At 59.9% G+C, this 25,951-nt stretch carries 25 protein-coding genes; 11 read left to right on the top strand and 14 right to left on the bottom strand.

What is annotated here, in order from left to right; translation table 11 throughout:
* The first annotated feature begins 145 nt into the window (after positions 1-145).
* Complete coding sequence (locus FIV35_RS12765; protein WP_146374985.1) at positions 146-616, top strand: hypothetical protein; 471 nt, start codon at positions 146-148, stop codon at positions 614-616.
* A 35-nt stretch (positions 617-651) separates the two neighbouring features.
* Here the strand turns inward: FIV35_RS12765 and FIV35_RS12760 are convergent, their stop codons facing one another.
* The gene (locus tag FIV35_RS12760) at positions 652-1,566 is read right to left on the bottom strand and encodes a DUF808 domain-containing protein (RefSeq protein WP_034112708.1); all 915 of its coding nucleotides are present in this window, start codon (positions 1,564-1,566) and stop codon (positions 652-654) included.
* A 135-nt stretch (positions 1,567-1,701) separates the two neighbouring features.
* Between FIV35_RS12760 and FIV35_RS12755 the strand changes: the two genes are divergently transcribed.
* Positions 1,702-2,307 carry a TetR/AcrR family transcriptional regulator gene (locus FIV35_RS12755; protein ID WP_034096653.1) on the top strand — a complete coding sequence of 202 codons (606 nt, stop codon included), beginning with the start codon at positions 1,702-1,704 and terminating at the stop codon, positions 2,305-2,307.
* 101 nt (positions 2,308-2,408) lie between these two features.
* On the opposite strand, the gene FIV35_RS12750 is transcribed toward FIV35_RS12755, so the two are convergent.
* Complete coding sequence (locus FIV35_RS12750; protein WP_034137555.1) at positions 2,409-2,849, bottom strand: GlcG/HbpS family heme-binding protein; 441 nt, start codon at positions 2,847-2,849, stop codon at positions 2,409-2,411.
* A gap of 256 nt (positions 2,850-3,105) precedes the next feature.
* On the opposite strand from FIV35_RS12750, the gene gcl reads away from it, so the two are divergent.
* The 9 genes from gcl (at position 3,106) to FIV35_RS12705 (ending at position 14,081) form a co-directional block, all read left to right on the top strand.
* The gene (gcl, locus tag FIV35_RS12745; protein WP_034096651.1) at positions 3,106-4,881 is read left to right on the top strand and encodes a glyoxylate carboligase; all 1,776 of its coding nucleotides are present in this window, start codon (positions 3,106-3,108) and stop codon (positions 4,879-4,881) included.
* A 10-nt stretch (positions 4,882-4,891) separates the two neighbouring features.
* Positions 4,892-5,686, top strand: coding sequence for a hydroxypyruvate isomerase (gene hyi, locus FIV35_RS12740; RefSeq protein ID WP_034137554.1), 795 nt, complete (start codon positions 4,892-4,894; stop codon positions 5,684-5,686).
* Between the two features lie 82 nt (positions 5,687-5,768).
* Positions 5,769-6,659 (top strand): 2-hydroxy-3-oxopropionate reductase, encoded by an 891-nt coding sequence (locus FIV35_RS12735; RefSeq protein ID WP_034096649.1) that lies wholly within the window; start codon positions 5,769-5,771, stop codon positions 6,657-6,659.
* 177 nt (positions 6,660-6,836) lie between these two features.
* Positions 6,837-8,117: a glycerate kinase type-2 family protein gene (locus FIV35_RS12730; RefSeq protein WP_034137553.1), complete on the top strand. Its 1,281-nt coding sequence runs from the start codon at positions 6,837-6,839 to the stop codon at positions 8,115-8,117.
* Positions 8,107-9,522 carry a pyruvate kinase gene (pyk, locus tag FIV35_RS12725; protein WP_034137552.1) on the top strand — a complete coding sequence of 472 codons (1,416 nt, stop codon included), beginning with the start codon at positions 8,107-8,109 and terminating at the stop codon, positions 9,520-9,522. Before FIV35_RS12730 ends, pyk begins: the two co-directional genes overlap by 11 nt.
* A 138-nt stretch (positions 9,523-9,660) precedes the next feature.
* Complete coding sequence (locus tag FIV35_RS12720) at positions 9,661-10,536, top strand: urea transporter (protein WP_034137551.1); 876 nt, start codon at positions 9,661-9,663, stop codon at positions 10,534-10,536.
* A gap of 31 nt (positions 10,537-10,567) precedes the next feature.
* Positions 10,568-11,392, top strand: coding sequence for an ion transporter (locus tag FIV35_RS12715; protein WP_034096645.1), 825 nt, complete (start codon positions 10,568-10,570; stop codon positions 11,390-11,392).
* 96 nt (positions 11,393-11,488) lie between these two features.
* Positions 11,489-12,493 (top strand): sulfate ABC transporter substrate-binding protein, encoded by a 1,005-nt coding sequence (locus tag FIV35_RS12710; RefSeq protein WP_034137550.1) that lies wholly within the window; start codon positions 11,489-11,491, stop codon positions 12,491-12,493.
* A 388-nt stretch (positions 12,494-12,881) separates the two neighbouring features.
* Positions 12,882-14,081, top strand: a complete 1,200-nt coding sequence (locus FIV35_RS12705; RefSeq protein WP_034137549.1) for an MFS transporter — start codon at positions 12,882-12,884, stop codon at positions 14,079-14,081.
* A 21-nt stretch (positions 14,082-14,102) separates the two neighbouring features.
* Here the strand turns inward: FIV35_RS12705 and FIV35_RS12700 are convergent, their stop codons facing one another.
* From FIV35_RS12700 to FIV35_RS12645, 12 genes are all read right to left on the bottom strand, one after another.
* Positions 14,103-15,593 carry a M10 family metallopeptidase C-terminal domain-containing protein gene (locus tag FIV35_RS12700; RefSeq protein ID WP_034137548.1) on the bottom strand — a complete coding sequence of 497 codons (1,491 nt, stop codon included), beginning with the start codon at positions 15,591-15,593 and terminating at the stop codon, positions 14,103-14,105.
* Between the two features lie 313 nt (positions 15,594-15,906).
* On the bottom strand, positions 15,907-16,479 hold the full coding sequence (phnN, locus tag FIV35_RS12695) for a phosphonate metabolism protein/1,5-bisphosphokinase (PRPP-forming) PhnN (RefSeq protein WP_034137547.1): 573 nt from the start codon (positions 16,477-16,479) through the stop codon (positions 15,907-15,909).
* Positions 16,480-16,584: 105 nt separating this feature from the next.
* On the bottom strand, positions 16,585-17,835 hold the full coding sequence (locus FIV35_RS12690) for an ATP-grasp domain-containing protein (protein WP_034137546.1): 1,251 nt from the start codon (positions 17,833-17,835) through the stop codon (positions 16,585-16,587).
* Positions 17,832-18,743 carry an EamA family transporter gene (locus FIV35_RS12685; protein WP_034137545.1) on the bottom strand — a complete coding sequence of 304 codons (912 nt, stop codon included), beginning with the start codon at positions 18,741-18,743 and terminating at the stop codon, positions 17,832-17,834. The genes FIV35_RS12690 and FIV35_RS12685 overlap by 4 nt, the downstream gene beginning before the upstream one ends.
* Before the next feature lie 504 nt (positions 18,744-19,247).
* Complete coding sequence (locus FIV35_RS12680) at positions 19,248-19,829, bottom strand: LysE family translocator (RefSeq protein WP_231980863.1); 582 nt, start codon at positions 19,827-19,829, stop codon at positions 19,248-19,250.
* Positions 19,830-19,841: 12 nt separating this feature from the next.
* Positions 19,842-20,009, bottom strand: coding sequence for a rubredoxin (locus FIV35_RS30280; protein WP_080761410.1), 168 nt, complete (start codon positions 20,007-20,009; stop codon positions 19,842-19,844).
* Positions 20,010-20,033: 24 nt separating this feature from the next.
* On the bottom strand, positions 20,034-20,846 hold the full coding sequence (locus FIV35_RS12670; protein WP_034137543.1) for an iron-containing redox enzyme family protein: 813 nt from the start codon (positions 20,844-20,846) through the stop codon (positions 20,034-20,036).
* A gap of 516 nt (positions 20,847-21,362) precedes the next feature.
* Complete coding sequence (locus tag FIV35_RS12665) at positions 21,363-21,758, bottom strand: lipoprotein (RefSeq protein ID WP_034137542.1); 396 nt, start codon at positions 21,756-21,758, stop codon at positions 21,363-21,365.
* A gap of 14 nt (positions 21,759-21,772) precedes the next feature.
* Positions 21,773-22,966 carry a c-type cytochrome biogenesis protein CcmI gene (ccmI, locus tag FIV35_RS12660; RefSeq protein ID WP_034137541.1) on the bottom strand — a complete coding sequence of 398 codons (1,194 nt, stop codon included), beginning with the start codon at positions 22,964-22,966 and terminating at the stop codon, positions 21,773-21,775.
* On the bottom strand, positions 22,959-23,432 hold the full coding sequence (locus FIV35_RS12655; protein ID WP_034096635.1) for a cytochrome c-type biogenesis protein: 474 nt from the start codon (positions 23,430-23,432) through the stop codon (positions 22,959-22,961). The genes ccmI and FIV35_RS12655 overlap by 8 nt, the downstream gene beginning before the upstream one ends.
* A complete protein-coding gene (locus FIV35_RS12650) occupies positions 23,429-23,965 on the bottom strand; it encodes a DsbE family thiol:disulfide interchange protein (protein ID WP_034096634.1) in 537 nt (178 codons plus the stop codon). The genes FIV35_RS12655 and FIV35_RS12650 overlap by 4 nt, the downstream gene beginning before the upstream one ends.
* Positions 23,962-25,950, bottom strand: coding sequence for a heme lyase CcmF/NrfE family subunit (locus tag FIV35_RS12645; protein ID WP_034137540.1), 1,989 nt, complete (start codon positions 25,948-25,950; stop codon positions 23,962-23,964). Before FIV35_RS12645 ends, FIV35_RS12650 begins: the two co-directional genes overlap by 4 nt.
* Position 25,951: the final 1 nt, after the last annotated feature.

Below are 25,951 nucleotides of genomic sequence, written 5' to 3'. Positions count from 1 at the left end.
GTGTCCGGTCATGGCTGCAATGACATGGGTTGGAACCTTTCTTACCGATTCGCCACGCAAAGTTCGGTATCACGACCAGACTGGCCTGACAAATATCCGGCCAGGGCTCTGTTACCAACCTTGAACTTTGCAGTGGACCTTCCCTATGACGCTATCCGTTAACGCCCTCAACACCTTCGCGCCAACCCCTTCCTTCGCACCGGCAACCGCCCCTGAGGCATCAGCCCACGTTGACGTGAGCACCCCACGCGGGGCTTATGGCCGGCCTGCCGGCGATAACCGCAGCGCGCAAGAGATTTTCAAAGACAACCCGATTCTGAAAGATGTGCTCAAACAAGACGGGGCTTTCTCAAGCGATTTTCTCAACCAGCTCAAGCAACAGACCGGCGATTGGAGCGCCGCCAACACCAATCCCGAATCACGCGCGAACGCCGCCTATAACCTGGCAGAAGTAGCTAACTACGTAGATGCACGCGAAGGACTCAAACGGCAGGACGCTTCGCAACTGCACGATCAACACCTGCAGGGGTTTGGTCAATTCGGCAGTGTTTCGGCAGGTTCCGAAGCGCAGCTACTCAAGGCGTTCAGCGTAAAGGGTTACGCAGCGTTGCAATAACCTGACTCTGCAGCAAGCGCGTGGGGGCGCTGAACTCATGCCTTCACGACTCGCCACAGCTTGCTTGCGGTCGACACCAGCGCCAGCACAATCGCCCCGGCAATAATTCCCGCCACCGCGTTAAGCAGCGTCGGCATCAACCACGCCACGGCGCCCGTGCTCTGGCTGACCGTCTCGATCCAGTGATGCACCACCGGCACGCCATGGGTCAGGATGCCGCCGCCCACCATGAACATCGCCGCCGTGCCGATCACCGACAGGCTCTTCATCATGTACGGCGCCGCGCGCAGGATGGCGCCACCGACGCTGCGGGCCATCTGGCCGGGTTTCTGGCTTAGCCACAGGCCCAGGTCGTCCAGCTTGACGATGCCCGCCACCAGCCCATAGACGCCGATGGTCATGACAATCGCAATGCCCGACAGCACAACCACCTGCTGCATCAACGGCGCAGCGGCCACAGTGCCGAGGGTGATCGCGATGATCTCGGCCGAAAGAATGAAGTCGGTACGCACCGCGCCTTTGATCTTGTCCTTTTCAAAGGCCACCAGGTCGGTGGCCGGGTCTGCTACGGCCTTGGTCAACTGCTCATGCTCGGCCTGGTCTTCGGCCTTGCTGTGCAGAAATTTATGGGCCAGTTTCTCGAAGCCCTCGAAACACAGAAAAGCACCGCCCAGCATCAACAAAGGGGTGACCGCCCAGGGGACGAAGGCGCTGATCAACAGCGCGGTGGGCACCAGGATCAATTTGTTGATAAACGAGCCCTTAGCCACCGCCCACACCACCGGTATTTCCCGCTCGGCGCGCACACCGGACACCTGCTGGGCATTGAGCGCCAAGTCGTCGCCGAGCACGCCGGCGGTTTTCTTCGCGGCCATCTTTGTCATCAGAGCGACATCGTCGAGTACCGTGGCGATATCGTCGATCAACACCAACAAACTGCTTCCTGCCATGAAACGCACTTCCGTAAGAGAAAAGATGACGCGAGCATAGCGCGGCGCAAGGCGTTGCGGACACATTGTTGAGGCTCGCGGATAGCCGGTGCTACCATGCCCGACCGCCTGCACTGGCAAGGAAAACCCTGGTTTATGAGCACCATTCGCGAGCGCAACAAAGAAAAAATCCTGCGGGCGGCCAGCGAGGAGTTTGCCGACAAGGGCTTCGCCGCGACCAAAACCAGCGACATCGCCGCCAAGGCCGGGCTGCCCAAGCCCAACGTCTACTACTACTTCAAATCCAAGGACAACCTCTACCGCGAGGTGCTCGAAAGCATTATCGAGCCGATCCTGGCTGCGTCCACGCCGTTCAACCCCGAGGGTGAGCCGGCGGTGGTGCTGAGCAATTACATCCGCTCGAAAATCCGCATCTCCCGCGACCTGCCCTTCGCCTCCAAGGTGTTCGCCAGTGAAATCATGCACGGCGCCCCGCACCTGAGCGCCGAACAGGTCGAGCAGCTCAACGCCCAGGCCAAGCACAATATCGACTGCATCCAGAGCTGGGTGGATCGCGGATTGATCGCGCCAATCGACCCCAACCACCTGATGTTCAGCATCTGGGCCGCGACGCAGACCTATGCCGATTTCGACTGGCAGATTTCCGCGGTGACCGGCAAGGCCAAGCTGGATGAAGCCGATTATGAAGCGGCGGCGCAGACCATTATCCGGTTGGTGCTCAAGGGCTGTGAGCCGGACTGATACACCGCAGAGCCGGTGCCCATCGTGGGCAAGCCCGCTCTCACAATCAACATTGTGGGAGGGGGCTTGCCCACGATGGGGCCCTGAAAGTCACACACTGTTCAAGCCGACACCCCCGCATCCGCCATTAACCCCACCCCCTCGATCGCCGTGATCGCACACTGCTCGTCAATATCCGACGTATCCCCACTGATCCCGATCGCTCCCAGCACCCCACCGTCCTGATCGCGAATCAACACGCCACCCGGCGCCGGCACCACGCTGCCCTGCCCCAGGCTGTTCAGCGCTGCGATAAACGCTGGGCGTTGTTGCGCGTCCAGCGCCAGCAGGCGCGAACCCTTGCCCAGCGCAATCGCGCCCCAAGCCTTGCCGATGGCGATCTGCGGGCGCAGCAGGCTGGCGCCGTCTTCGCGTTGCAGGGTGATCAAATGGCCGCCGCTGTCGAGCACTGCGATGGTCAGGGGCGCGGCGCCAATCATACGGCCCGCTGTAAGGGCCTGACTGGCGAGTTGAGTGGCGGTTTTCAAGGTTAAAGCGCTCATGGTGCCGTCCTTCTTTTGTTATTGGGAAAGCGATGGAGGTCTGATTGATCAGATGCTCGATCGCACAAATAGAACACAATGAGTTACTATTTTGTATACAATATTTTCGCACAAACCCACCACACGTCGAAAAAATGCGTTCTGGCGAGCACAATCGGTCACGAATAAAATGCGTTGACCTGCACTGCTCGCCGTGAATACACTTTGGACAGATACCACTTGTATACAATTACAAAACGCAAGAGGCACCAAAATCATGAGCAAAATGAGAGCAATCGAAGCCGCCGTCCTGGTGATGCGCCGTGAAGGTGTGGACACTGCCTTCGGTATCCCCGGCGCCGCAATCAACCCGCTGTATTCGGCTTTGCAGAAAGTGGGTGGCATCGATCACGTCCTTGCTCGCCACGTTGAAGGCGCCTCGCACATGGCCGAGGGTTACACCCGCACCAAAGCTGGCAATATCGGTGTGTGCATCGGCACGTCGGGCCCGGCGGGCACCGACATGGTCACCGGCCTCTACAGCGCCTCGGCCGACTCGATCCCGATCCTGTGCATCACCGGCCAAGCGCCCCGTGCCCGCATGCACAAGGAAGATTTCCAGGCCGTGGACATCACCAGCATCGTCAAGCCGGTGACTAAATGGGCAACCACTGTGCTCGAACCCGGTCAGGTGCCCTACGCGTTCCAGAAAGCCTTTTATGAAATGCGCTCCGGCCGCCCCGGCCCGGTGTTGATCGACCTGCCGTTCGACGTGCAAATGGCTGAGATCGAGTTCGACATTGACGCTTATCAGCCACTGCCCCTGGCCAAGCCTCTGGCCACTCGCGTACAGGTGGAGAAAGCCCTGGCCCTGCTCGACCAGGCGGAACGCCCGCTGTTGGTCAGCGGCGGCGGCGTGATCAACGCCGACGCCAGCGAGCTGCTGGTGGAGTTCGCCGAACTGACCGGCATCCCGGTGATCCCGACTCTGATGGGTTGGGGCACGATCCCCGACGATCACCCGCTGATGGTGGGCATGGTCGGTCTGCAAACCTCGCACCGTTACGGCAACGCGACCATGCTCAAGTCCGACGTGGTGCTGGGCATCGGTAACCGCTGGGCTAACCGCCACACCGGTTCGGTCGAGGTGTACACCGAAGGCCGTAAATTCATCCACGTGGACATCGAGCCGACACAGATCGGCCGCGTTTTCACACCGGACTTGGGCATCGTGTCCGACGCCGGCTCTGCCCTGACGATGTTCATTGAAGTGGCCCGCGAATGGAAAGCCGCCGGCAAGCTCAAGGACCGCAGCGCCTGGCTGCATGATTGCCAGCAACGCAAGGCCACCTTGCAGCGCAAGACTCACTTCGATGCGGTGCCGGTCAAGCCGCAACGGGTGTACGAAGAGATGAACCAGGTGTTCGGCAAAGACACCTGCTACGTCAGCACCATCGGCCTGTCGCAGATCGCCGGCGCGCAGTTCCTGCACGTCTACAAGCCGCGCCATTGGATCAATTGCGGCCAGGCCGGCCCGCTGGGCTGGACGATTCCGGCGGCGCTGGGGGTGGTCAAGGCCGACCCGAGCCGCAAAGTAGTGGCGTTGTCCGGCGACTACGACTTCCAGTTCATGATCGAAGAGCTGGCGGTGGGCGCGCAGTTCAAACTGCCGTACATCCATGTGGTGGTGAACAATTCCTACCTGGGTCTGATCCGCCAGGCCCAGCGTGGCTTTGAAATGGACTACTGCGTGCAGCTGTCTTTCGACAACCTCAACGCCCCGGAACTCAATGGCTATGGCGTGGACCACGTGGCCGTCGCCGAAGGCCTGGGTTGCAAGGCCCTGCGCGTGTTCGAACCCAGCCAGATCGCGCCGGCCTTACGCCAGGCCGAGGCCATGATCGAAGAATTCAAGGTGCCGGTGATCGTTGAGATTATTCTGGAGCGGGTGACCAATATTTCCATGGGCACCGAGATCAACGCCGTCAACGAATTCGAAGACCTGGCCCTGGTCGGCAACGATGCGCCGACTGCCATTTCCCTGCTCGATTAAGGAGAACCCTATGCCGCGCTTTGCCGCCAACCTGTCCATGCTGTTCACCGAACAGGACTTTCTCGCTCGCTTCAAAGCGGCCGCCGATGCCGGTTTTCAGGGGGTGGAGTACCTGTTCCCTTACGAGTTCAGCTCTGCCGAGATCAAGGCGCAACTGGACGCCCATGGCCTGACTCAAGTGTTGTTCAACCTGCCGGCGGGTGACTGGGCCAACGGCGAGCGCGGCCTGGCGTGCCATCCGGACCGGGTCGAGGAATTCCGCGCCGGGGTCACGTTGGCCATCGCCTATGCCCAGGTGCTGGGCAATACGCAAATCAACTGCCTGGCCGGTATTCGCCCCGCCGGTGTCGACGACCAACAGTTGGAAGACACCTTCGTCGCCAACCTCAAGTACGCCGCCGACAAACTGAAAGCGGCGGGCATCAAACTGGTGATGGAAGCGATCAACATCCGCGACATCCCGGGCTTCTACCTGAACAACACCGCTCAGGCCCTGGCGATCCGCGAGCGGGTGGGCAGTGACAATCTGTTCCTGCAATACGACATCTACCACATGCAAATCATGGAAGGTGACCTGGCCCGCACCATGGCCGCGCACCTGGGTGAGATCAATCACATCCAGCTGGCGGACAACCCGGGGCGCAACGAGCCGGGGACCGGGGAGATCAACTATCGCTTCCTGTTCGAGCATCTGGACCGGATTGGTTACACGGGTTGGGTCGGCTGTGAATACAAGCCGTTGACCACCACCGAAGCGGGTCTTGGCTGGCTCAAAACCCTGTGGGAGGAGGCTTGCACCCGATAGCGGCAGCTCAGTCAACACTGTTTTGCCTGGCACACCGTCATCGGGGGCAAGCCCCCCTTCCACATAACAAGAGGATTTCATCATGGCTAAAATCGGCTTTATCGGCACCGGCATCATGGGCCAACCCATGGCCGCCAACCTGCAAAAAGCAGGTCATCAACTGTTCCTCTCCGAGCACCACGGCAAGGCCCCGCAAGCACTGATCGACGCCGGCGCCGTGGCGCTGGCCAGCCCGCAACAAGTGGCTCAGGAAGCCGAGTTCATCATCGTCATGGTGCCGGACACCCCACAGGTCGAGGACGTGTTGTTCCGTACCGACGGCGTGGCCGCCGGGCTGTCGCCGAACAAGGTGGTGATCGACATGAGTTCGATCTCGCCCACCGCCACCAAGTCCTTTGCCGCCAAGATCAACGAGCACGGCGCGCAGTACCTCGATGCGCCGGTGTCCGGCGGTGAAGTCGGCGCCAAGGCCGGTACTTTGAGCATCATGATCGGTGGCGAGCCACAGACCTTTGAGCGCGCCCTGCCGCTGTTCCAAGCCATGGGCAAGAACATCACGTTGGTGGGCGGTAATGGCGATGGCCAGACCGCCAAGGTCGCCAATCAGATCATTGTGGCGCTGAACATCCAGGCGGTGGCCGAAGCGTTGCTGTTCGCCGCCAAAAACGGGGCCGACCCAGCCAAGGTGCGCGAAGCGCTGATGGGCGGTTTTGCTTCGTCGAAAATCCTTGAAGTACACGGCGAACGCATGATCAAGGGCACCTTCGATCCGGGCTTCCGCATCAACCTGCACCAGAAGGATTTGAACCTGGCCCTGGCCGGAGCCAAAGAACTGGGGATCAACCTGCCGAACACTGCCGGTACTCAGCAGGTGTTCAGCACCTGTAATGCGCTGGGGGGCGGGAATTGGGACCATTCGGCGCTGATCAAGGGCTTGGAGCATATGGCGAATTTCTCGATTCGCGATCAGTAATGCCTTGATCAAATGTGAGAGGGGCTTGCTCCCGAGAGCATGTCTTCTGTAGCGGATAGACCGCTATCGGGGGCAAGCCCCCTCCCACAGGTGGCTCCATTTCAAAGTAGGGCCTATTCCTAGGCCAAGGCTGAAATAGCTGCACGTCTAATAACAAAAATATCCGGGAGCCCGCTTATGTCGGTCGATCCGCAACACCTGCTTCGCGAGCTGTTTGCCACAGCCATCGACGCCGCCCACCCCCGGCAAGTCCTTGAACCCTATCTGCCCGCCGACCGTAGCGGCCGTGTGATCGTGATCGGTGCCGGCAAGGCGGCCGCCGCCATGGCGCTCGTGGTCGAAAATTGCTGGCAAGGCGAAGTCACCGGCCTGGTGGTTACCCGCTACGGCCACGGGGCTCCTTGCAAGAAAATCGAAGTGGTCGAAGCCGCGCACCCGGTGCCCGATGCCGCCGGCCTGGCGGTAGCCCAGCGCGTGCTGGCGTTGATCAGCAACCTGGGCGAAGACGATCGTGTGATCTTCCTGCTCTCCGGCGGCGGCTCAGCCTTGCTGGCTCTGCCCGCCGAAGGCATCAGCCTGGCCGACAAACAGGCCATCAACAAAGCCCTGCTCAAGTCCGGCGCGTCCATCGGCGAGATGAACTGCGTGCGCAAGCACCTCTCGGCGATCAAGGGCGGGCGTCTGGCCAGGGCCGCGTGGCCGGCCACGGTGTACACCTACGCGATTTCCGATGTGCCGGGCGACCAGGCCACGGTGATCGCCTCCGGCCCCACCGTCGGCGACCCGAGCACGTCGCAACAGGCGCTGGCGATCCTCAAGCGCTACCGCATCGACGCGCCCGCCTCGGTGCGCAGCTGGTTGCAGAACCCGGCGTCGGAAACCGTCAAGCCCGGCGACCCGGTGCTTGCCCGCAGCCATTTCCAATTGATCGCCCGCCCGCAGCAATCCCTTGAAGCGGTGGCGGTGAAAGTGCGCCAGGCCGGTTTCAGCCCGCTGATCCTCGGCGATCTGGAAGGTGAAGCGCGGGACGTGGCCAAGGTGCATGCCGGTATCGCCCGGCAGATCGTGCAGCATGGCCAGCCGCTGGCGGCGCCGTGCGTGATCCTGTCCGGCGGCGAAACTACCGTGACCGTACGCGGCGACGGCCGTGGCGGGCGCAACGCAGAGTTCCTGCTGAGCCTCACCGATAGCCTCAAGGGACTGCCCGGCGTGTACGCACTGGCCGGTGACACCGACGGCATCGACGGCTCCGAAGACAACGCCGGCGCGATCATGACCCCGTGCAGTTACGCGCGCGCCGAAGCCCTCGGCCTGTCGGCCAGCGACGAGTTGGATAACAACAACGGCTACGGCTATTTCGCCGCCCTCGACGGGTTGATCGTCACCGAGCCCACGCGCACCAACGTCAACGACTTCCGCGCCATCCTGATCCTTGAGACTGCCCACCATGACGCCTGACAAAAAGGTCAAAATCCTCGCCACCCTGGGCCCGGCCATCGACGGTATCGATGACATCCGCGAGCTGGTGGAGGCCGGAGTGAATATCTTCCGCCTCAACTTCAGCCACGGCGAGCACGCCGATCACGCCCAGCGCTACCAGTGGATCCGTCAGGTGGAGCGCCAGCTCAACTATCCGTTGGGCATCCTCATGGACCTGCAAGGGCCGAAGCTGCGGGTCGGGCGTTTTGCCGACGGCTGCGTGCAACTGGTGCGCGGCCAGGCGCTGCGCCTGGACTTGGACGAAACCCCGGGGAATGAGCGCCGGGTCAACCTGCCCCACCCGGAAATCATCGCGGCCCTGGAACCGGGCATGGACCTGTTGCTCGACGACGGCAAACTGCGCCTGCGGGTGGTCAGCAAACACAAGGATGCCATCGACACCACGGTGCTGAACGGCGGCGAATTGTCCGACCGCAAAGGTGTGAACGTCCCACAAGCGCTGTTGGAACTGAGCCCCCTCACCGCCAAGGATCGTCGCGACCTGAGCTTCGGCCTGGAACTGGGTGTGGACTGGGTGGCGCTGTCGTTCGTGCAGCGCCCGGAAGATATCCGCGAGGCCCGCGAGCTGATCGGTGATCGGGCGTTCTTGATGGCCAAGATCGAGAAGCCCTCGGCCGTGCAGCACCTGCGTGAAATCGCCCACCTGAGCGATGCGATCATGGTGGCCCGGGGTGACTTGGGGGTGGAGGTGCCGGCCGAGAGCGTGCCGCAGATCCAGAAAACCATCATTCGCACCTGCCGCGAGTTGGGCAAACCGGTGGTGGTGGCCACGCAGATGCTCGAATCCATGCGTTTCTCCCCGGCGCCGACCCGCGCCGAAGTCACCGATGTGGCCAACGCCGTGGCCGAAGGCGCGGATGCGGTGATGCTGTCGGCGGAAACCGCGTCGGGCGACTACCCGTTAGAAGCCGTGCAGATGATGAGCAAGATCATCCGCCAAGTGGAAAACGGCCCGGACTACCAGACGCAACTGGAGGTCAACCGGCCCAAAGCGGAAGCCACAGTATCGGACGCCATCAGCTGCGCGATCCGCCGCATCAGCAACATCCTGCCGGTGGCGGTGCTGGTGAACTACAGCGAGTCCGGCAGCTCCACCCTGCGCGCGGCGCGGGAACGACCGGTGGCGCCGATCCTCAACCTGACGCCGAACCTGTCCACCGCGCGGCGCTTGAGCGTAGCGTGGGGCGTGCATTCGGTGGTCAACGATCGGCTGCGTCAGGTCGATGAGGTGTGTTCGACGGCGCTGGAGATTGCCCAGGCCCAGGGTATGGCAGAGCGTGGGGATACGTTGGTGATTACTGCCGGGGTGCCGTTCGGGCAGCCGGGGTCGACCAACTCGCTGCGCATAGAGGTGTTGATCTAGCGTCTGTAGCGGCCCCATCGGGGGCAAGCCCCCTCCCACATTGGACTGCATTCACAGCTATGACTTTGTGAACCCAATCAAGTGTGGGAGGGGGCTTGCCCCCGATGGGTTTCACCCCAGTCCAACTGAATACCCACCATGCACAACCCAACCTGCCCCGACTGGGCCGAAGCGTTGCTCAACGGCTTCAGCCAGATTTTCCTGCAACGCCATCCTCTGTGCGGCCTGCTGTGCCTGCTGGCGATCCTGATCAGTGCCCCGGCGTTGTTCGGCGGTGCGTTACTCGGTGGCGTCGCCGGTTTGCTCACGGCCCAGCGCCGCGGCTATCCCAAAGCCGAGCGCCAGGCCGGTTTGTATAGCTACAACGGCGTGCTGCTGGGGTTGCTGATCAGCCAGCACTTGCCGTGGACGGCGTTGCTGCCGCCATTGATCCTGGCGGGCGGCGGCGTCAGCGCTATGCTCACGCGGCAATGGTTGAAACACGCCAGCCAGACCGATGACTTGCCGGCCTACACCGCGCCTTTTGTCGGTCTAGGTTGGCTGCTGCTGGGCCGCGCGACGCCCGGCGAGGCGGCCACGCTCAGCGCCGACGCCTTCGGCCTGTTCAGCGCGCCTTTCACCGGCCTGGCCCAGGTCATGTTGCTGGATCAGCCACTGGCCGGCGGCCTGATTGCATTGGGCCTGTGGCTGGCCAATCGGCGCGCCGTGTTGTGGGCGTTCATCGGTGCCGGCAGCGGCGCATTGTTCGCCCTGGGGTTGGGTGAAACCACACAAGCCCTGCTCGGCCTGCACAGCTACAACCCAGCGCTGGCAGCCCTGGCGTTGAGCCAGATCAGTCGTCGGGCCTGGCTGCCCCTGGCCGGTATCCTGCTGGCGATCCTGCTGACGCCGGGCTTCGCCGCCCTGCACCTGCCGGTACTGACCGCGCCGTTTATCCTCGCGTGCTGGCTGGTGCTCGCCAGCCGCAGGATGCTTCGGAAACCGCGCATGGACAGCCCCTTCGAATCCCCCTAGGCTTGCTCGAAAATCGACTCGGGCAGGATTTATGGACAGCAACAACGATTGGCGTCAGCGTCTCTACGTCATGGTTTTCCAAAGCGACACCGTGGCCGGGCGGCGGTTTGACGGGATCTTGCTGCTGATCATTCTGGCCAGCCTGGTGATCGTGATGCTCGACAGCATCGACCAAGTGCACCAGAACTACGCCGACGTGCTGGCCTATATCGAATGGGGCTTCACCCTGATCTTCGCCATCGAGTACGGCCTGCGCCTGTACTGCTCGCCCAAGCCGTTGCGCTATGCGTTCAGCTTTTATGGGTTGGTGGATTTGCTGGCCATCGTGCCTGGCATCCTTGCCCTGTATTACAGCGACGCGCAGTACCTGCTGATTATCCGCATCATCCGTATGTTGCGGATCTTCCGCGTGCTCAAGCTCAGCCCCTACCTCAAGCAAGCCAATTACCTGATGTCGGCGCTGCGCGGCAGCAAGCAGAAAATCGTGGTGTTCCTGGTCAGCGTGTGCACCCTGGTGACCGTGTTCGGCACCCTGATGTATGTGATCGAAGGCCCGGAACACGGGTTTACCAGCATTCCCAAGGGCATCTACTGGGCCATCGTGACCCTGACCACTGTCGGCTTTGGCGATATCGTGCCCAAGACCCCACTGGGTCAGGTGATTTCGTCGCTGGTGATGATCACCGGTTACTCAATCATCGCCGTGCCCACCGGGATTTTCACCGCCGAACTGGCCAGTGCCATGCGCGGCGAACAGCTGCAGACCGACTGCCCGGTGTGCCAGAAAAACACCCACGAACCCAATGCGGCATTCTGTTCGCGCTGTGGCAGCAATCTGTTTAAGAAAGTGGAATAAGCAAAGTTCTTTTTAATCTTTAAGCGACTATGCGGCCCCGGCTATAGTCGCTGGCATTGTGCCTGTCCCCTCTTCTCGAACAACAAGGAATGAGCAGTGAAAAAACGCCTTAGCGCCTCCCTCCTGGCCGCCGGAATTGCCCTGGCGAGTGCCGTGCAAGCCGCCCCCGTCACGCTGCTGAACGTGTCCTACGATGTGATGCGCGATTTCTACAAGGACTACAACGCGGCTTTCCAGAAACACTGGGACGCCGAGCACCCAGACGACAAGCTGACCTTGCAGATGTCCTTTGGAGGTTCAAGCAAACAGGCACGCTCGGTGATCGACGGCCTACCGGCTGACGTGATCACCATGAACATGGCCACCGACATCAATGCCCTGGCGGACAACGGCAAACTGGTGCCGGACAACTGGGTCACGCGCTTGCCGAACAACAGCGCTCCGTTCACCTCAGCCACGGTGTTTATCGTGCGCAAAGGCAACCCCAAAGCCCTGAAAGATTGGCCCGACCTGCTCAAGGACGGCGTGCAGGTGATCGTGCCCAACCCGAAAACCTCGGGCAACGGCCGCTACACCTACCTGTCGGCCTGGGGCTATGTACTCAAGAACGGCGGGGACGAAGAGAAAGCCAAGAGCTTTGTGGGCAAGCTGTTCAAACAAGCTCCCGTGCTGGACACCGGTGGCCGCGCCGCCACCACCACGTTCATGACCAACCAGATCGGCGACGTGCTGGTGACCTTTGAAAACGAAGCGGAAATGATCGCCCGTGAATTCGGCCGCGATCAGTTCGAGGTGATCTACCCAAGCGTATCCGCCGAAGCCGAGCCGCCGGTGTCGGTGGTGGACAAAGTGGTCGAGAAAAAAGGCACCCGCGCCGCCGCCGAGGACTATCTGAAGTACCTGTGGTCGCCGCAAGGCCAGGAAATCGCCGCGAACAACTACCTGCGCCCACGTGACCCGGCGGTGCTGGCCAAGTACACCGACCGCTTCCCCAAAGTCGATTTCCTGTCGGTGGAAAAAACCTTCGGTGACTGGCGCACGGTACAGAAAACCCACTTCAATGATGGTGGTGTGTTTGACCAGATCTACTCCGGTCAATAACTGAACAAACGCAGTAAAACTGTGGGAGGGGGCTTGTTGTGGTGAGCGGGCTTGCCCCGCGCTGGGCTGCGAAGCAGCCCCAAACCCAGGCACCTCGGTGTGTCAGCTAAAACCACATCGCCGGGAATGGGGCCGCTTCGCAGCCCAACGCGGGCGGTGCGACGATTCGACAAGCCCGATCACCACAGCAAGCCCCCACCCGCAGAGTTATTTCAGCCTTTGAGACTTGTGTAGCCCCCTCCCACATTGGTTTTGCCCGGGGGGCTGGGTAGATGTTTCAGAATGTATCATCAGCCGACATAAGTACTATCATTCCAAGCGGCCTACTCGTCGCTGAGCCTTGCATTTACCCTCGCAGGCCATCTTCCTTCGCTTTTATGAGAACACCATGAACGCTACCCCACACCCAACGAGCACCATGACCCGAGGCATGGTGATGCTGTTTGCGTTTTGCTGCGGCGCCATCGTCGCCAATATCTACTATGCGCAGCCGATCATCGAACTGATCGCGCCGGATATTGGCCTCACCCCCGCCATGGCCAGCCTGATTGTGTCCCTTACGCAAATAGGCTACGCCTTGGGCCTGTTCTTTTTGGTGCCCCTGGGAGACTTGCTGGAAAACCGCAAATTGATGATCGCCACCACGGTGGTGGCCATTGCCAGCCTGCTGGGCGCGGCGGTTACCGAGCAACCGAACCTGTTCTTGCTGGTGTCGCTGTTGATCGGCTTCAGCTCGGTGTCGGTGCAGATCCTGATTCCCCTGGCCGCGCACCTGGCGCCCGCTGAATCCCGTGGTCGGGTGGTCGGCAGCATCATGGGCGGGCTGCTGTTGGGCATTTTGTTGGCGCGTCCGGTGTCCAGCGTGGTCGCCGATCACTTCGGCTGGCGCGCGATGTTTATGGCTGCGGCGGCGTTGATGGTGTTTATCAGCGTGGTGCTGATGCTGACCATCCCCAAACGCCAACCCGATCACAGCGCCAGCTATGGCCCACTGCTGCGCTCGCTGGGCACCTTGTTGCGTGAACAACCGCTGTTGCGCCAACGCGCCTTTTACCAGGGTTGCCTGTTCGCCACCTTCAGTTTGTTCTGGACCGCGGCCCCGCTGGAGTTGGTGCGCAACCATGGCTTGAGCCAGACCCAGATCGCGATTTTCGCGCTGGTCGGTGCCATCGGCGCCATCGCCGCGCCCATCGCCGGGCGCCTAGCCGATGCCGGTCACACCCATCGCGCATCGTTGCTGGCAATGCTGTTCGCAGCGCTGAGCTTCCTGCCGGCCTTGGTGCATCCGCTGTACAGCGTGATCGGCCTGGCGGTCACCGGTGTGGTTTTGGACTTCTGCGTGCAGATGAACATGGTCCTCGGCCAGCGGGCCATTTACGCGCTGGACGCCAACAGCCGCAGCCGCCTGAACGCGCTGTATATGACCAGCATCTTTATCGGCGGCGCCTTCGGCTCGGCGATTGCCAGCAGCGTGTACGAACACGGCGGCTGGCTGGCGGTGATGCTGGTGGGCAGCGCGTTTCCATTGGTGGCGCTGCTTCGGTTCCTCAGTGCGTCACGTCAGGCCCCGGCGCGGGCTGCGGCCTGACGCGCAGCGGCTGACCCAGATTCAGGTGCGCTGGCCACGGGCGCCCGATGACTGAAGAAAGCTTTGCATCCATTGCATCAACAGGGTCAACGCCTTGACCAGCACGTCTCTGAACGTTGCGTTGCTGTCTGGGTTCACGTTTGGTGGTGGCGTGGGTGTCGGTTGCGGCACCACCCTGGGGAGGGGTTTGACTTCCGGCTGTTGCCCATTCCACAGCACATCCCCTGGGGTGATCCTGCCGATGCTGTTGACCTGGAAACCGCCACTGCCGGTGCCCTTCAGGTCGATCTGCAGGCTTGACCGGCCGGTGGCCGCATCGTGCTTGAGCACAGCCTCGCCTGCACGCCCGGTGAAACGTTCAGTGAATACCAGGGCGCTCAACCCGGCCTCCTTGAGCACGCCGGATACGTCGAGCTTGTCGGTGCCACTGGTGAAATCCTCGATCAGATCCGGTTGTTGAGGCGTGGAATCGCTGGCCTTGTCGTAGGAAAAAATATCCGCGCCGCCACCACCGCGCAGGGTGTCCGCACCGGCCCCGCCCTTGAGCCGATTGCTGGCTTCGTTGCCAATCAACACATCGCGCCCGGCACCGCCGATGGCGTTCTCGACCGTGCAGCCCTTGGCGATGGACACATTGCCCTTCAAGCCACCCACGTCGGAAAACGATTCGGCGTTCAGATTGATCTTCTGGTTCTGGGAAAATCCGGAAAAGTCCAAGGTGTCTTCGCCCCCGCCATCCCACACGCAGAAGATGGGCTTGTCGGAGGCGCTGTTGAGGGTCATGGCTTCGCGCTCGCAGTTGGCATTGAAGCCATAGGTGGTGTCGGTATTGCGGGTTTGGTGATTAGCGCCGTACAGCCGTTGGGCCGCAGCGATGTCATCCATCATCGGCGCGCTGGGGTTGAGCATGTTGAAGTCATGACCCGCCTGGTTCCTCTCCGACCAGTAACTCATCACACTGCGCGCCTTGGTGTCTCCGGCATACACCGCGCCCCGCTGGTAATCACCACCGCCGTTGTAGTTGCCTGGGTGCTGCAGACCGATGGCATGACCGATCTCATGCACGGCAGTCAGCGAAAAATGACTGCCCAATGCCGGGGAAGTGCTTTCCCTTAGCGTGCCGATGCGTGCCGTGGTACTGGCGGTGAAACGCGTGGGTGAAGTGGCGACGCCACGGTCGCTACGCGGGTCTCTTTTGATGTGGACCGTGCCGTCGGCCGCCGTTGCTCGCTCCTTGAACGTGATATTGGCCACGTCCTCCCAGGACTGTACGGCCTGGCGCACCCGGCGTTGCTGCGCGGCGCTGAATTGCGGGTCCACGGTGTAGGAAAGTTCAAGCCTCTTGTCGTTGTTGCGGTCGTGAAAGCGCAGATTATCGCGGGTGATTTGCTTACCGGCCTGGTCCGTGGTGTAGGTCGGTTTGTTGTTGGCGCCCACACCGAACGGGCCTGGGTCGGAAATAGGCAAAGTTTCAAGGGAGGGTTTAGCGACCACTCGATCAGCATGAATCATGGGGCAGTGCACTCACTCAGGTTAATAAACAAGCCGAACCCATCGGCATCGATTTATTAACGTCCCATGCCGACAAACCTTCGGAAAGTGCCGATTTGCTACGCACTGCAACAGCGAGCTGTCGGGGTAACGCGCGCTAAATAAAGGAAGAGCCCCATTACACTTCTCACAATCGGACACAGACCGACCGTGCTGAAAAGCGCTTGAATCCACAGAAATAAAACAAACGGCTACACACCAACAGCCCTTGAACTACGCCCGTTGCCCATTAGCCGGGATACATCCGCTCAAACTACCGATGCCTTGCCGGCGTTCATGCACAGGCTGAATGCCCTTGCTCCAGGCAACACAGCAAACGCTCCACGGTATGTTCCAGCGGGCCGGAGTTATCCAGCAGCAAAAGCCCCGCGCCGTCACCGGCCAGCATCTGCGCCGTGAACCGGGCATTACGCGCCAGGCGCTTTTCAATATCCGCCAGTAGTTCCCGCCCCCGCGCCACCAGACGTTCGCGTAACACCGCCTGATCCACGGTCAGCAATAACACCAGCAACGTTGGATAGCGCTCGCGGGTCAGCGCCAGGTGCGCGCGCGAACCATTGACCAGCACGTCCTCCCCCGCCGCCAGCCAGTCGTCGATCACCTTTGGAATGCCATAACACAACCCATTGGCCTGCCAGCTAAGCGCAAACGCCCCTTGCGCCTCCATTACGGCGAACTGTTCGGGGCTCACACCTTGCGCCGCCTCGCCTACCGCTTCCGCCGAGCGGGTAATCACGCGCCGCACAATGCGGCAACCGCGCTCGGCCAGACGCGCACGCGCGGCCTCCAACAGGCTGTCCTTGCCCGAACCCGATGGGCCGATGAGATAGATCAACCTGCCTGCCATTGAAACAGCCTCTGCGTATATCTCCAGCCGTATTGAGCGGCTGGCAGCACCTGGGAAATTGTCGCGGGACAGTATAGAGGGTGCACAGAGACTCAAAGCAACGTATCAGTGTGAGGTGAGGTAGATACCTTGGGCCTCAAGCAATCGGATCCGCTGATAATCCGCAGCGATCACTGCTGGATCAGCATGTACCAGGTACACCGTACCTGGCTGGCTGAATACATCTTGCGTCGCGCTCAGGGGTTGTCCCTCCTCAACGTAGAACACCGCCTCAAAGAATGACGCCAGCTTGAGCAGTTCCTCCACAAACCGCGCCTTGTGGAAGTAGCCTTCAGTGCGATTGATCAGGCACACATTGTAAGTACGCTGCAGGCGCTGATAATCGAAGTCCCTGGCCAGCAACTGCGCGAATGCCTCGGGTTCGGTGATGGACAACACCACCGCCTCGATCTGCCCCAGCCCGGTGGTCTGACGGGATACGCCAGGACGAAGAATGCCATCGGTACGCGCGGCGATTTCCACCAGTTTGGGCCCTTCGTCGGTGAACATGACTTCCGCGTGGCTAGGGCCGTTGCGGATGCCAAGGCACTGCACCACGGCGCGGGTGTATTCCAACAACGGCAAATAGAGTGGCGAGTCTGGCCCGATCAGTTCATCGATGTCATAAAGAATGCCGCCTCTCGGGGCGCGCTGTTTTTGATAGCGCACCACCTCGGTGACCAGTTGCTGGCCATCGACGGAAACCATGTTCACCACATACTCCAGGCCGGCCAGATACTCCTGAATCAACACCTGCGTATTGCGGCCGTTCAACCGGTTCACCGTGCCCAGCAGCGTTTGCACCGCCGCCTCGCAGGCCGGCAAATCCTCGCAGATAAACACCCCATCTGCCCCCGCGCTGTCGAGCGGCTTGACCACCACAGGAAAACGCCCGTGGGCGTTGATCCAAGCATGTGCAAGGGCCCAACTGTCGGCAACGCACTGTCGTGCTACGGGCAATTGCGCATGGGCGACCGTTTCGATCATGGCGAACTTGTTTCGACGGGCATGGGTGTTATCGAAGTCATTCCGATACGGTAACTGAAGGCGCTCGTTCAACTGATCGGCGAGCAGCACACCGGTTTCGGCACCGGCGATGATGAACTGGGGCGCGAAATGCTCAACGCTGGCGAGCGTCGTGACGACGTCGGTGTGCACAATCATGCGGTCATACAGCGAGTGATCGAAGCCCCTATAGTAGTAGTCATCGAGATTGGCTGACGACGCCACATGCATCAATCTGCAGCCTCTCTCGAACAAGCCTTTTGCTACGCATTTCCCGGATGAAAAACCATCCACGACGACCACCGTGATCATGCTGCCTCCCTCCTCATTGCATATAAGGCCCGGCCCGACAGCAACAACACGATGACGCAGACGGACGCGACACTGGCCAGCGAAAAAATCACGCGATCGTCCAGGTACTGGAGTAACAGCACGAACACTGGAAGGCTCAGCAACACCAGGGACACGTGGATCGGCGAGAGGCAATAGATGGTTTTCTGGATCAGGTAGATCGGCAGCAAATGCCCAGCGACTACCAGAACCACCATGGGCGCGATCAACCCGGACTCGAGGTAAAAACCTGTGCCAGTCAGAGGAAGCGCCAGCAGGCACACCACGATCATCGCAATATTTCTGACAGCCAGGATTTCATGAACCGACCACTGCAGAGCAAACATCCGCTTTGAAAACACCGTGTACATCACCGTACCCAGCGCGCACATCAATACACTGGAGACCCCGAGCAAACGCTCCCCGATCGTGGCGGTTTCCACACCGCTCACACCCGCCAGGGAGTTGGATAGCATGATCCCCACTGAGGCGAGCACCAGGCACGCTATCAGCGCATCCGCAAAAGCAACTTTCGCGCTGCTTTTATCGAACCAGGAAATAACCAACGTAAGCGCCGGACCGCAGGCCACCGAAGCGACACCAACAACGGCTGGCTCCAGATAACGCAGGGCGTAAAACAGGCCGCCCCAGTTGAGCAAAACTGCGACGTTCACTACCAGTACGCGGTCCCAATCGGCTTTGACTCTGGAACAAAAAGAAGCCGGGTCATGAAAGAGCGCGACTGCCAGGAACAGCGCAGAAGACGCTATAAAGCAATAGAAAATGACCAGCAACGTGTTAAGCGTTTGCGTGACGAAGCCCACGTATACGTCGAACGCGGCACTTAGCAGGCAGAACAGCAATCCGAGAAAAACGCCGTGCTTTTGCATCGCACTTCACCTGGGAGGCAACAAGTGCTTCAACTTAACAAAACAGCAGTCGGGTCAGTACTGACCAAACGGATAGGTAAACCGGCGGTACATGAGCGCACCTTGCCTGGATATCTAGAGGGATCCACTTAGGGAGGGGGCTTGCCCCGATAGCGGTGCGTCAGTGGTAGATAGGCTGACTGATACATTGCTATCGGGGGCAAGCCCCCTCCCACAGTGGATTTCAGGTGCTTGGAGGAATGGATTTCAAGATAAAAAGGCGACCCTTGAGGTAATGCCAACCAGTTAAAGCTCAATTAGTTACTTTCTGCACAGGGCTGTCTTGAAGAGCTCCGGAATCATTGGCACTGATTTTTTTGTCAGTGCCCATCTAGCCTTAACTGAGTGGCATTGACCCGAAGGTCGCCTTTGTCACTGCGCGTACTCCTTACTCAACCCCAGAGGCACGCCTTGCAAGTAGGCTTTTGATATCGAAAAAAATGACCAGAAGAGCTTTTTCATATATCACGTTACAAGCAGAGAACGCCCTTGCCATACCGCAAAACCAATGAGTAGCACGCCACTGATACGATTGATCATGTTGAAATCGGAATGATCAATCAACTTGGTCCTAATGATGCTGCCACCTGCCACATACACCATCTGACCTACAAATGAGCCCACCAGAAACCCAGCCAGGCTCAGATAAAATTCGATGCCTTCAAATAGCGCCCCTCTGGCGAGCGCATAAGACGAGATGGTTACGATGGTGAGGGGATTGGTCAAGGTCAACAAGAACACCGGAATAAATCCCGCTGACTTATTGAGTCGGGTCAACGATATACGCTTTCCAAAGATAATAGCGCCTAGAAAAAATAGATAGGCGACTCCTATCCAGCTCAGTATCTGCTCATGGGCAATCCAAAACATTTTAATTGTCTGTAATCCGGAAAATGCGACAGCTGCAAAGATAGTATCTGCAACTGCCGCACCTAAGGCCCCAGGCAATGCGCTGACAAATCCGCGCGCAATAGTTTGCCTAATTATCATTAGCGCTATTGGGCCAAAGCTTATAGAGAGCACCACAGCGAATGCGGTGGAGCTCACAAAGTCCCCCATCTAACCCCGAACCTCAATAAACACTTTTTTCGTTGCCTGACAGTGCGGGCAACGAAACTCATCCCCTATCTCATCCCAGGCCGTACCTGGCACTATATTCATTAAGGGTTCACCAGTGCTCTCCGAATATAGATAGTGACAAATCTGACACTCATAGGATTTATCCATATTAGCAACCCTCGCTTCATAATTTCAGGCAAGCCGACGATTTAACGCGGCAAACATTTGCTCAAAACCGTCCATAAACGCCAGCGCTCCGCGCATGGCTTGTGGAGCAATATTTGGATGCTTTTCCAAGTATGAGATCATTATTTCCCGACCGGTTGCGACGTGCATAGGTTCTACCTCGCAATGAATGGCGAAGAATGCTAAGACGGGATCATCCTCATCGACTAACCCGTACTCTTCGGCGTACTTTTGGAATCCTTTCAGAAAAATCTGAAACTCTCGCGAGGAGGTCATTTCAGAAGCCAAATGAAACCCCAACGCCTCACCTAAATACTCTGATCGATACATTCGATGGGTGTTGTTTCCCATTGCGGTACCTTCAGGCAGAATGTACTGCGGATTAAACAGTTCGGTGTCTGAGAGTCCTAGATGAGTGGTAAGCTGCTTGAACATCTGATGATGGGTTGGCAGCATATGTTTGCTGTGTTGATGCAGACCGTATTCATCCACAGAGGCGTAAAGGATATGGGCTGCTTTAGCAGTACCATTCCACATATCTTCTTTGATCCACTCATCTGTAACACGCGCAGCCAATGCGACAATCCCCGCTGGAACGTCCTTGAAAAAAGCCCATATAGTTGCGAAGAACAACGCCATTTCTGGACGTGACAACGGTCTAGAAAAAATAATTCCGCCAAACTTCTCAAGTTCACTCATAGCAGGGTGATGCACTATTTTATTAGCAACTTCATTATAGCCAGCCTCGCAAACCCTATATATTTCATCGCGACCTAATCCTGCACTTAATCCGAGACCTTTAGTACTTTCAACATTCATGACTTTATCCCTATTTTTATGAAATGGATTTCAGTCTGCTTGCAAAAGCATTACGCACAAATTATTTACCGACTTTCAATTTTGTCAACTCATAAAAACAATCCAGCTCAAAAAAAGTCAAAACCCCCAAACTAGAGCCTTCGTCGCTTAGCACCAACTAATAAACATAGTTTAATTAAAACTATTCACTTACATCCAACAACGAAGGATACTGAAAGAATTTTCTCGTTATTGAGAGTGATTTTTCCTACATCATATAAAACTTAAGAAAGATTCCATCTAACGCTCCCTGCTTCGGCACCGAAACGACCTGAACAGTGGCAGCGCGCTTCTGGAATCGGCGATTGCGTATCACTGGGTCGAATACTTGCACGGCAAAGCTGCAGGCAGGTGTCAAGTAACGCAGCGAAAGTGGCTCCTAACGTGATGGATAAGGAAATAGTGTGGATGGGGCAGTGTGTTTGGAAGAACAAATTTCGCAGACAAGAAAAAGGCGACCCCAAAGGTCGCCTTTTGTCACTGCGCGTATTGCTTACTCAACCCCGGCGGCACGCCGTGCACGTCCGTCTCCTCCCATGGCCCGTTGGGGCTGATGGAGCGGCTCCAGCCGTTGCTCCAGCGGTAGTAGGTGCGCTGGCGGTAGAAGGTGTCGGGTTGTTCGTCCAGCACATACACCTGCATCTTGCCGTCCCAGTGGCTGGCGGCGCCCGGTGGTGGGGCGAAGGTCGGGGACTTGCTTGGCAGCGGCTTTGGCGGCGGGGTTACCGGGCCGGACGGTTTGGTGCTGGGCTGGGTCGATGGGCCCGACGGCGGGATGGTCGGGCCGGTCGGCGCAGGCGGTGGCCGGTGGACCGCACAAGCGCTCAGGCCCAATACCAGGCTGAGCAAGGTGATACGTGCGAATGCGGTCATGGCGTTTCCTCGAATTACTTGTCCGGACTGTCGATGGTCAGCTGCTGCAACGCAGTGGTGGAGCTGGCCAGGGGTTGGCTGCGGCCGATCCACTCGCCGGCGGTCGGTTGACCAGCCCGGGATATGCGCGCAACCAGTTGGACTTCGGGGAAGTTGGACAGTTTCAACTGCGGCATCATCGCGTCGGCATCGCCCAGTTCGACGGTGATCGGCAACTCGGCCACGGTGACGCGCTTGGCCGCCAACGGCGCCGGCGGGCCACTCACGGCACGGGCGAAGATAAACACACTGTCGCCTGGCAGGGCCTTGGCCTTTACGTCAGCGGACACATCCACGCGCACTTTCAAGGTTGCCGCCTTAGGCGCCTGGGCGACGGTGCCGCCACTTTCCTTGAGTTTTTGCGTGGCGCGGTCGATGCCGCCTTGCAGCGCGACGCGGGAATTGTCTTCCGGCGGCAGTTGCGCGAGTAGACGCCCCCAGTAGTCGATAGCGTCCTGATAGCGCTCGCCTTCAAACGCGGCGATGCCGAGCAAGCCGAGGCTGGTGACTTCTTTCGGGTCGAGCTTCAACGCCTCGTCCGTCAATGCCTGGATCTTCGGCGACCATTGTTTGTTGTCGGCAAAATACTGGGCCTGGGCCCACTGGCCGAGCAGTTCCGGCTGGCGACCGGCCAGGGCCACGGCGCGCTCGAAGACCTTGGCCGCATCGGCGGAGCGATCCTGGGCCATGTAGGCGCGACCGAGGAAGTACAGGCCTTCGGCCGAATCCGGCTGGGCGGCGGCGGCGCGCTCCAAACGCTGGGTCATGTCTTGCAGCGACACCGGCGGCTGGGAGAATTCGCGGGTCAGTTCCACCTTGTCGCTGGCACCAAAGTGCAGGTACAAGCCCAGGCCCAGAATCGGCACCAGAAACGCGGCCAGCAACGGCAGCGGTTTACCCAGACGCGATTCGCGGGGGGCTTCCACGCCTTCGGTGTCGGCCAGCAATTCGCGAGCGGCTTCGGCGCGGCCGGTGTCGAGTTGCGCGGCGTCGAGCACGCCTTCGGCCTGCTGGGTTTGCAGTTCGGCCACGCGCTCTTGGTAGAGCGCCACATTCAGTGCGGTGCGATCCTCCTCGCGCTGGGCACGGCGGCCGCGTAACACAGGGATCAACAGAAAACTCAGGGCAACCAGAAGCAGCAAGCCTGCTGCGAGCCAGAAATCAATCATCAGAGGTTTTGTCCAGCAAGTGGTCGAGACGTTGGCGCTCTTGAGGGGATAGCGCGTCGGAGCCATCGGTGGGCGCGGCGCGGCGACGGCGGACGATCACAGCCATTACCACCACACCGGTCAGCAACAGCGCGGCGGGGCCAAACCAGAGCAGCGCGGTCTTGCCGGTCAGCGCCGGTTTGTAACGCACAAAGTCACCGTAGCGGTCGACCATGAAGTCGATGATCTGCTGGTTGTCCTTGCCCTCCCCCAACATGCGGAAGATCTCTTTGCGCAGGTCAGCGGCGATGGGCGCGTTGGAGTCGGCAATGTCCTGGTTCTGGCATTTAGGGCAGCGCAGTTCTTTGGTCAGGTCGCGAAAACGCTCACGCTCGGCGTCATTGGCGAACTCATAGGTGTCGATGGCGGCGTGGGCCACGCCGGCCAAGCCCAGTGCCAGTACGGCAGCGGCTAACAGGCGCTTCATGGCTTGGCCTCATCAACCAGCGCCTGGTACTTGGCGGCCAATTGCTCGCGCCATACCACTTCGTCGATCACCCCGACGTACTTGTCGCGGATCACGCCCTTGGCATCGATGAAGAAGGTTTCCGGGGCGCCGTAGACGCCCAGGTTCAGGCCGAGATTGCCGTCTTCGTCGCGGATGTCCAATTGGTACGGGTTGTGGAACTCGGCCAGCCATTTAAGCGCCGCCGCGTTGTCATCCTTATAATTGATGCCGTAGATGACCACGCCGCGCTCGGCCAGTTTGTTCAGCACCGGATGTTCCACGCGGCATGAGATGCACCAGGTGCCCCACACGTTGACCAGCGCTGGCTTACCCAGCAGGTCGGCACGGGTAAGGGTTTTATCGCCCTGCACGGTAGGCAGGGAAAATTCCGGGAACGGCTTGCCGATCATCGCCGAGGGCAGTTCGGCCGGGTCCAGGTACAAGCCGCGATACAGGAAGACCGCCACCACCAGAAACGCCGCCAGCGGCAACACCATTAACCAACGCTTCATACCGCCGCTCCTTGCAGGCCGAGCGCTTCACGCACGCGGCTTTTGACCTTGACTCGATAACGCCGGTCCAGTGCTGCCAGCAAACCACCGAAACCGGTGAGCAGGCCGCCGAACCAGATCCAGCGCACGAACGGCTTGACGTGCACGCGCACCGCCCACGCTCCCTCGCCCAGCGGTTCACCCAGGGCCACGTAGAGGTCGCGAGTGAAACCGGCGTCGATACCGGCCTCGGTCATCATCGAACTCTGCACGGTGTAGAGGCGTTTTTCCGGGTGCAGCACGGCGATTTCCTTGCCGTTTCGGACGACGCGCACGGTGCCTTTGTCTGACGTGAAGTTCGGCCCTTCGAAGTGCTTGGCGCCTTCGAAAATAAAGTGGTATCCGGCCAGGTCCATGGATTCGCCCGGTGCCAGGCGCAAGTCGCGCTCGGCGCTGTTCTGGCTGGAAAGCACTACGCCGAGGGCGCACACGGCAATGCCCAGGTGCGCGATCTGCATGCCCCAGTAGCTGCGGGTCAACGTCGGCAACCCTTTGATCAGGCCTTTGTGGCGGGTTTTGTCGACGATGTCGCGCACGCCGGCCAGCAGCACCCAGGCTGCCAGCAGGAACGTGGCCAGCACCGCCCAGTTGAAGTCGCCGTAGGCGATACCCGCGATCACGGCGAGGGCCACGCTGCCCAGCAACACCGGCATCAACATGCCGAGTAACCATTTCACCGGGGTGTCTTTCCAGCGCACCAATACGCCGACCGCCATCACCACCATTAACAAGCCCATCAACGGGATAAACAAGGCGTTGAAATACGGTGGACCCACGGACAGCTTGGCGCCGCTCAACGCATCCAGCACCAGCGGGTACAACGTGCCGAGCAGGATCATCGACGCGGCCACCACCAGCACCAGGTTATTGCCCAGCAGCAGGGTTTCCCGCGACCACAGGTTGAAGCCCACCTGGCTCTTGACCACCGGCGCGCGCAGGGCGAACAGGGTCAGCGAACCACCGACCACGAACAGCAGGAATATCAGGATGAAGATGCCGCGCGCCGGGTCGGACGCAAACGCGTGCACCGAAGTCAGTACGCCTGAACGCACAAGGAAGGTGCCCAGCAGGCTGAGGGAAAAGGCCGCAATGGCCAGCAGCACGGTCCAGCTCTTGAACACACCGCGTTTTTCGGTGACCGCCAGGGAGTGAATCAGCGCAGTGCCTACCAGCCATGGCATGAACGAGGCGTTTTCCACCGGGTCCCAGAACCACCAGCCGCCCCAGCCAAGTTCGTAGTAGGCCCACCACGAACCAAGGGTGATGCCAATGCCGAGGAAAGCCCAGGCGACGATGGTCCACGGCCGCGACCAGCGTGCCCACGCCGCATCCAGCCGCCCGCCAAGCAAGGCGGCGATGGCAAAGGCGAAGGCCACGGAGAACCCCACGTAGCCCATATAAAGCATCGGTGGGTGTACGATCAGGCCGATGTCCTGCAACAACGGGTTGAGGTCATGACCGTCCGCCGGAACCTGCGGCAGGATACGGCTGAACGGGTTGGAGGTGATGATCAGGAACAGCAGGAAGCCGATGCTGATCATGCCCATCACGGCCAGCACGCGGGCCAGCATGATTTGCGGTAACTGCCGGGAAAACACCGACACCGCGAAGGTCCAGCCGCCGAGGATCAGCGCCCACAGCAGCAATGAACCTTCGTGGGCGCCCCACACGGCGCTGAACTTGTAGTACCAAGGCAGTGCGCTGTTGGAGTTATTGGCGACATAGGCGACGGAAAAATCGTCGGTCATAAAGGCGTACGTCAGGCAACCGAAGGCGAACAGCAGGAACGCAAACTGCCCCCAGGCAGCCGGCTGCGCCAGGCTCATCCACAGACGATCGCCGCGCCAGGCACCGAGCAACGGCACCACGGCCTGAACGATCGCCAGGCACAGCGCGAGGATCATCGCCAACTGGCCCAGCTCGGGAATAAACAGTGCGGACGTCATG

The sequence above is a fragment of the Pseudomonas rhodesiae genome, from assembly GCF_007858255.1.
In the GTDB taxonomy this organism is placed as follows: domain Bacteria; phylum Pseudomonadota; class Gammaproteobacteria; order Pseudomonadales; family Pseudomonadaceae; genus Aquipseudomonas; species Aquipseudomonas rhodesiae.
This window is presented reverse-complemented; position numbering and strand designations above follow the sequence as displayed.

What these genes read in the sequence shown, in the direction of transcription:
- FIV35_RS12765 (WP_146374985.1), top strand. Translation starts at nt 146, where the DNA reads ATGACGCTATCCGTTAACGCCCTCAACACCTTCGCGCCAACCCCTTCC.
- FIV35_RS12760 (WP_034112708.1), bottom strand. Translation starts at nt 1,566, where the DNA reads ATGGCAGGAAGCAGTTTGTTGGTGTTGATCGACGATATCGCCACGGTA.
- FIV35_RS12755 (WP_034096653.1), top strand. Translation starts at nt 1,702, where the DNA reads ATGAGCACCATTCGCGAGCGCAACAAAGAAAAAATCCTGCGGGCGGCC.
- FIV35_RS12750 (WP_034137555.1), bottom strand. Translation starts at nt 2,849, where the DNA reads ATGAGCGCTTTAACCTTGAAAACCGCCACTCAACTCGCCAGTCAGGCC.
- gcl (WP_034096651.1), top strand. Translation starts at nt 3,106, where the DNA reads ATGAGCAAAATGAGAGCAATCGAAGCCGCCGTCCTGGTGATGCGCCGT.
- hyi (WP_034137554.1), top strand. Translation starts at nt 4,892, where the DNA reads ATGCCGCGCTTTGCCGCCAACCTGTCCATGCTGTTCACCGAACAGGAC.
- FIV35_RS12735 (WP_034096649.1), top strand. Translation starts at nt 5,769, where the DNA reads ATGGCTAAAATCGGCTTTATCGGCACCGGCATCATGGGCCAACCCATG.
- FIV35_RS12730 (WP_034137553.1), top strand. Translation starts at nt 6,837, where the DNA reads ATGTCGGTCGATCCGCAACACCTGCTTCGCGAGCTGTTTGCCACAGCC.
- pyk (WP_034137552.1), top strand. Translation starts at nt 8,107, where the DNA reads ATGACGCCTGACAAAAAGGTCAAAATCCTCGCCACCCTGGGCCCGGCC.
- FIV35_RS12720 (WP_034137551.1), top strand. Translation starts at nt 9,661, where the DNA reads ATGCACAACCCAACCTGCCCCGACTGGGCCGAAGCGTTGCTCAACGGC.
- FIV35_RS12715 (WP_034096645.1), top strand. Translation starts at nt 10,568, where the DNA reads ATGGACAGCAACAACGATTGGCGTCAGCGTCTCTACGTCATGGTTTTC.
- FIV35_RS12705 (WP_034137549.1), top strand. Translation starts at nt 12,882, where the DNA reads ATGAACGCTACCCCACACCCAACGAGCACCATGACCCGAGGCATGGTG.
- FIV35_RS12700 (WP_034137548.1), bottom strand. Translation starts at nt 15,593, where the DNA reads ATGATTCATGCTGATCGAGTGGTCGCTAAACCCTCCCTTGAAACTTTG.
- phnN (WP_034137547.1), bottom strand. Translation starts at nt 16,479, where the DNA reads ATGGCAGGCAGGTTGATCTATCTCATCGGCCCATCGGGTTCGGGCAAG.
- FIV35_RS12690 (WP_034137546.1), bottom strand. Translation starts at nt 17,835, where the DNA reads ATGATCACGGTGGTCGTCGTGGATGGTTTTTCATCCGGGAAATGCGTA.
- FIV35_RS12685 (WP_034137545.1), bottom strand. Translation starts at nt 18,743, where the DNA reads ATGCAAAAGCACGGCGTTTTTCTCGGATTGCTGTTCTGCCTGCTAAGT.
- FIV35_RS30280 (WP_080761410.1), bottom strand. Translation starts at nt 20,009, where the DNA reads ATGGATAAATCCTATGAGTGTCAGATTTGTCACTATCTATATTCGGAG.
- FIV35_RS12670 (WP_034137543.1), bottom strand. Translation starts at nt 20,846, where the DNA reads ATGAATGTTGAAAGTACTAAAGGTCTCGGATTAAGTGCAGGATTAGGT.
- FIV35_RS12665 (WP_034137542.1), bottom strand. Translation starts at nt 21,758, where the DNA reads ATGACCGCATTCGCACGTATCACCTTGCTCAGCCTGGTATTGGGCCTG.
- ccmI (WP_034137541.1), bottom strand. Translation starts at nt 22,966, where the DNA reads ATGATTGATTTCTGGCTCGCAGCAGGCTTGCTGCTTCTGGTTGCCCTG.
- FIV35_RS12655 (WP_034096635.1), bottom strand. Translation starts at nt 23,432, where the DNA reads ATGAAGCGCCTGTTAGCCGCTGCCGTACTGGCACTGGGCTTGGCCGGC.
- FIV35_RS12650 (WP_034096634.1), bottom strand. Translation starts at nt 23,965, where the DNA reads ATGAAGCGTTGGTTAATGGTGTTGCCGCTGGCGGCGTTTCTGGTGGTG.
- FIV35_RS12645 (WP_034137540.1), bottom strand. Translation starts at nt 25,950, where the DNA reads ATGACGTCCGCACTGTTTATTCCCGAGCTGGGCCAGTTGGCGATGATC.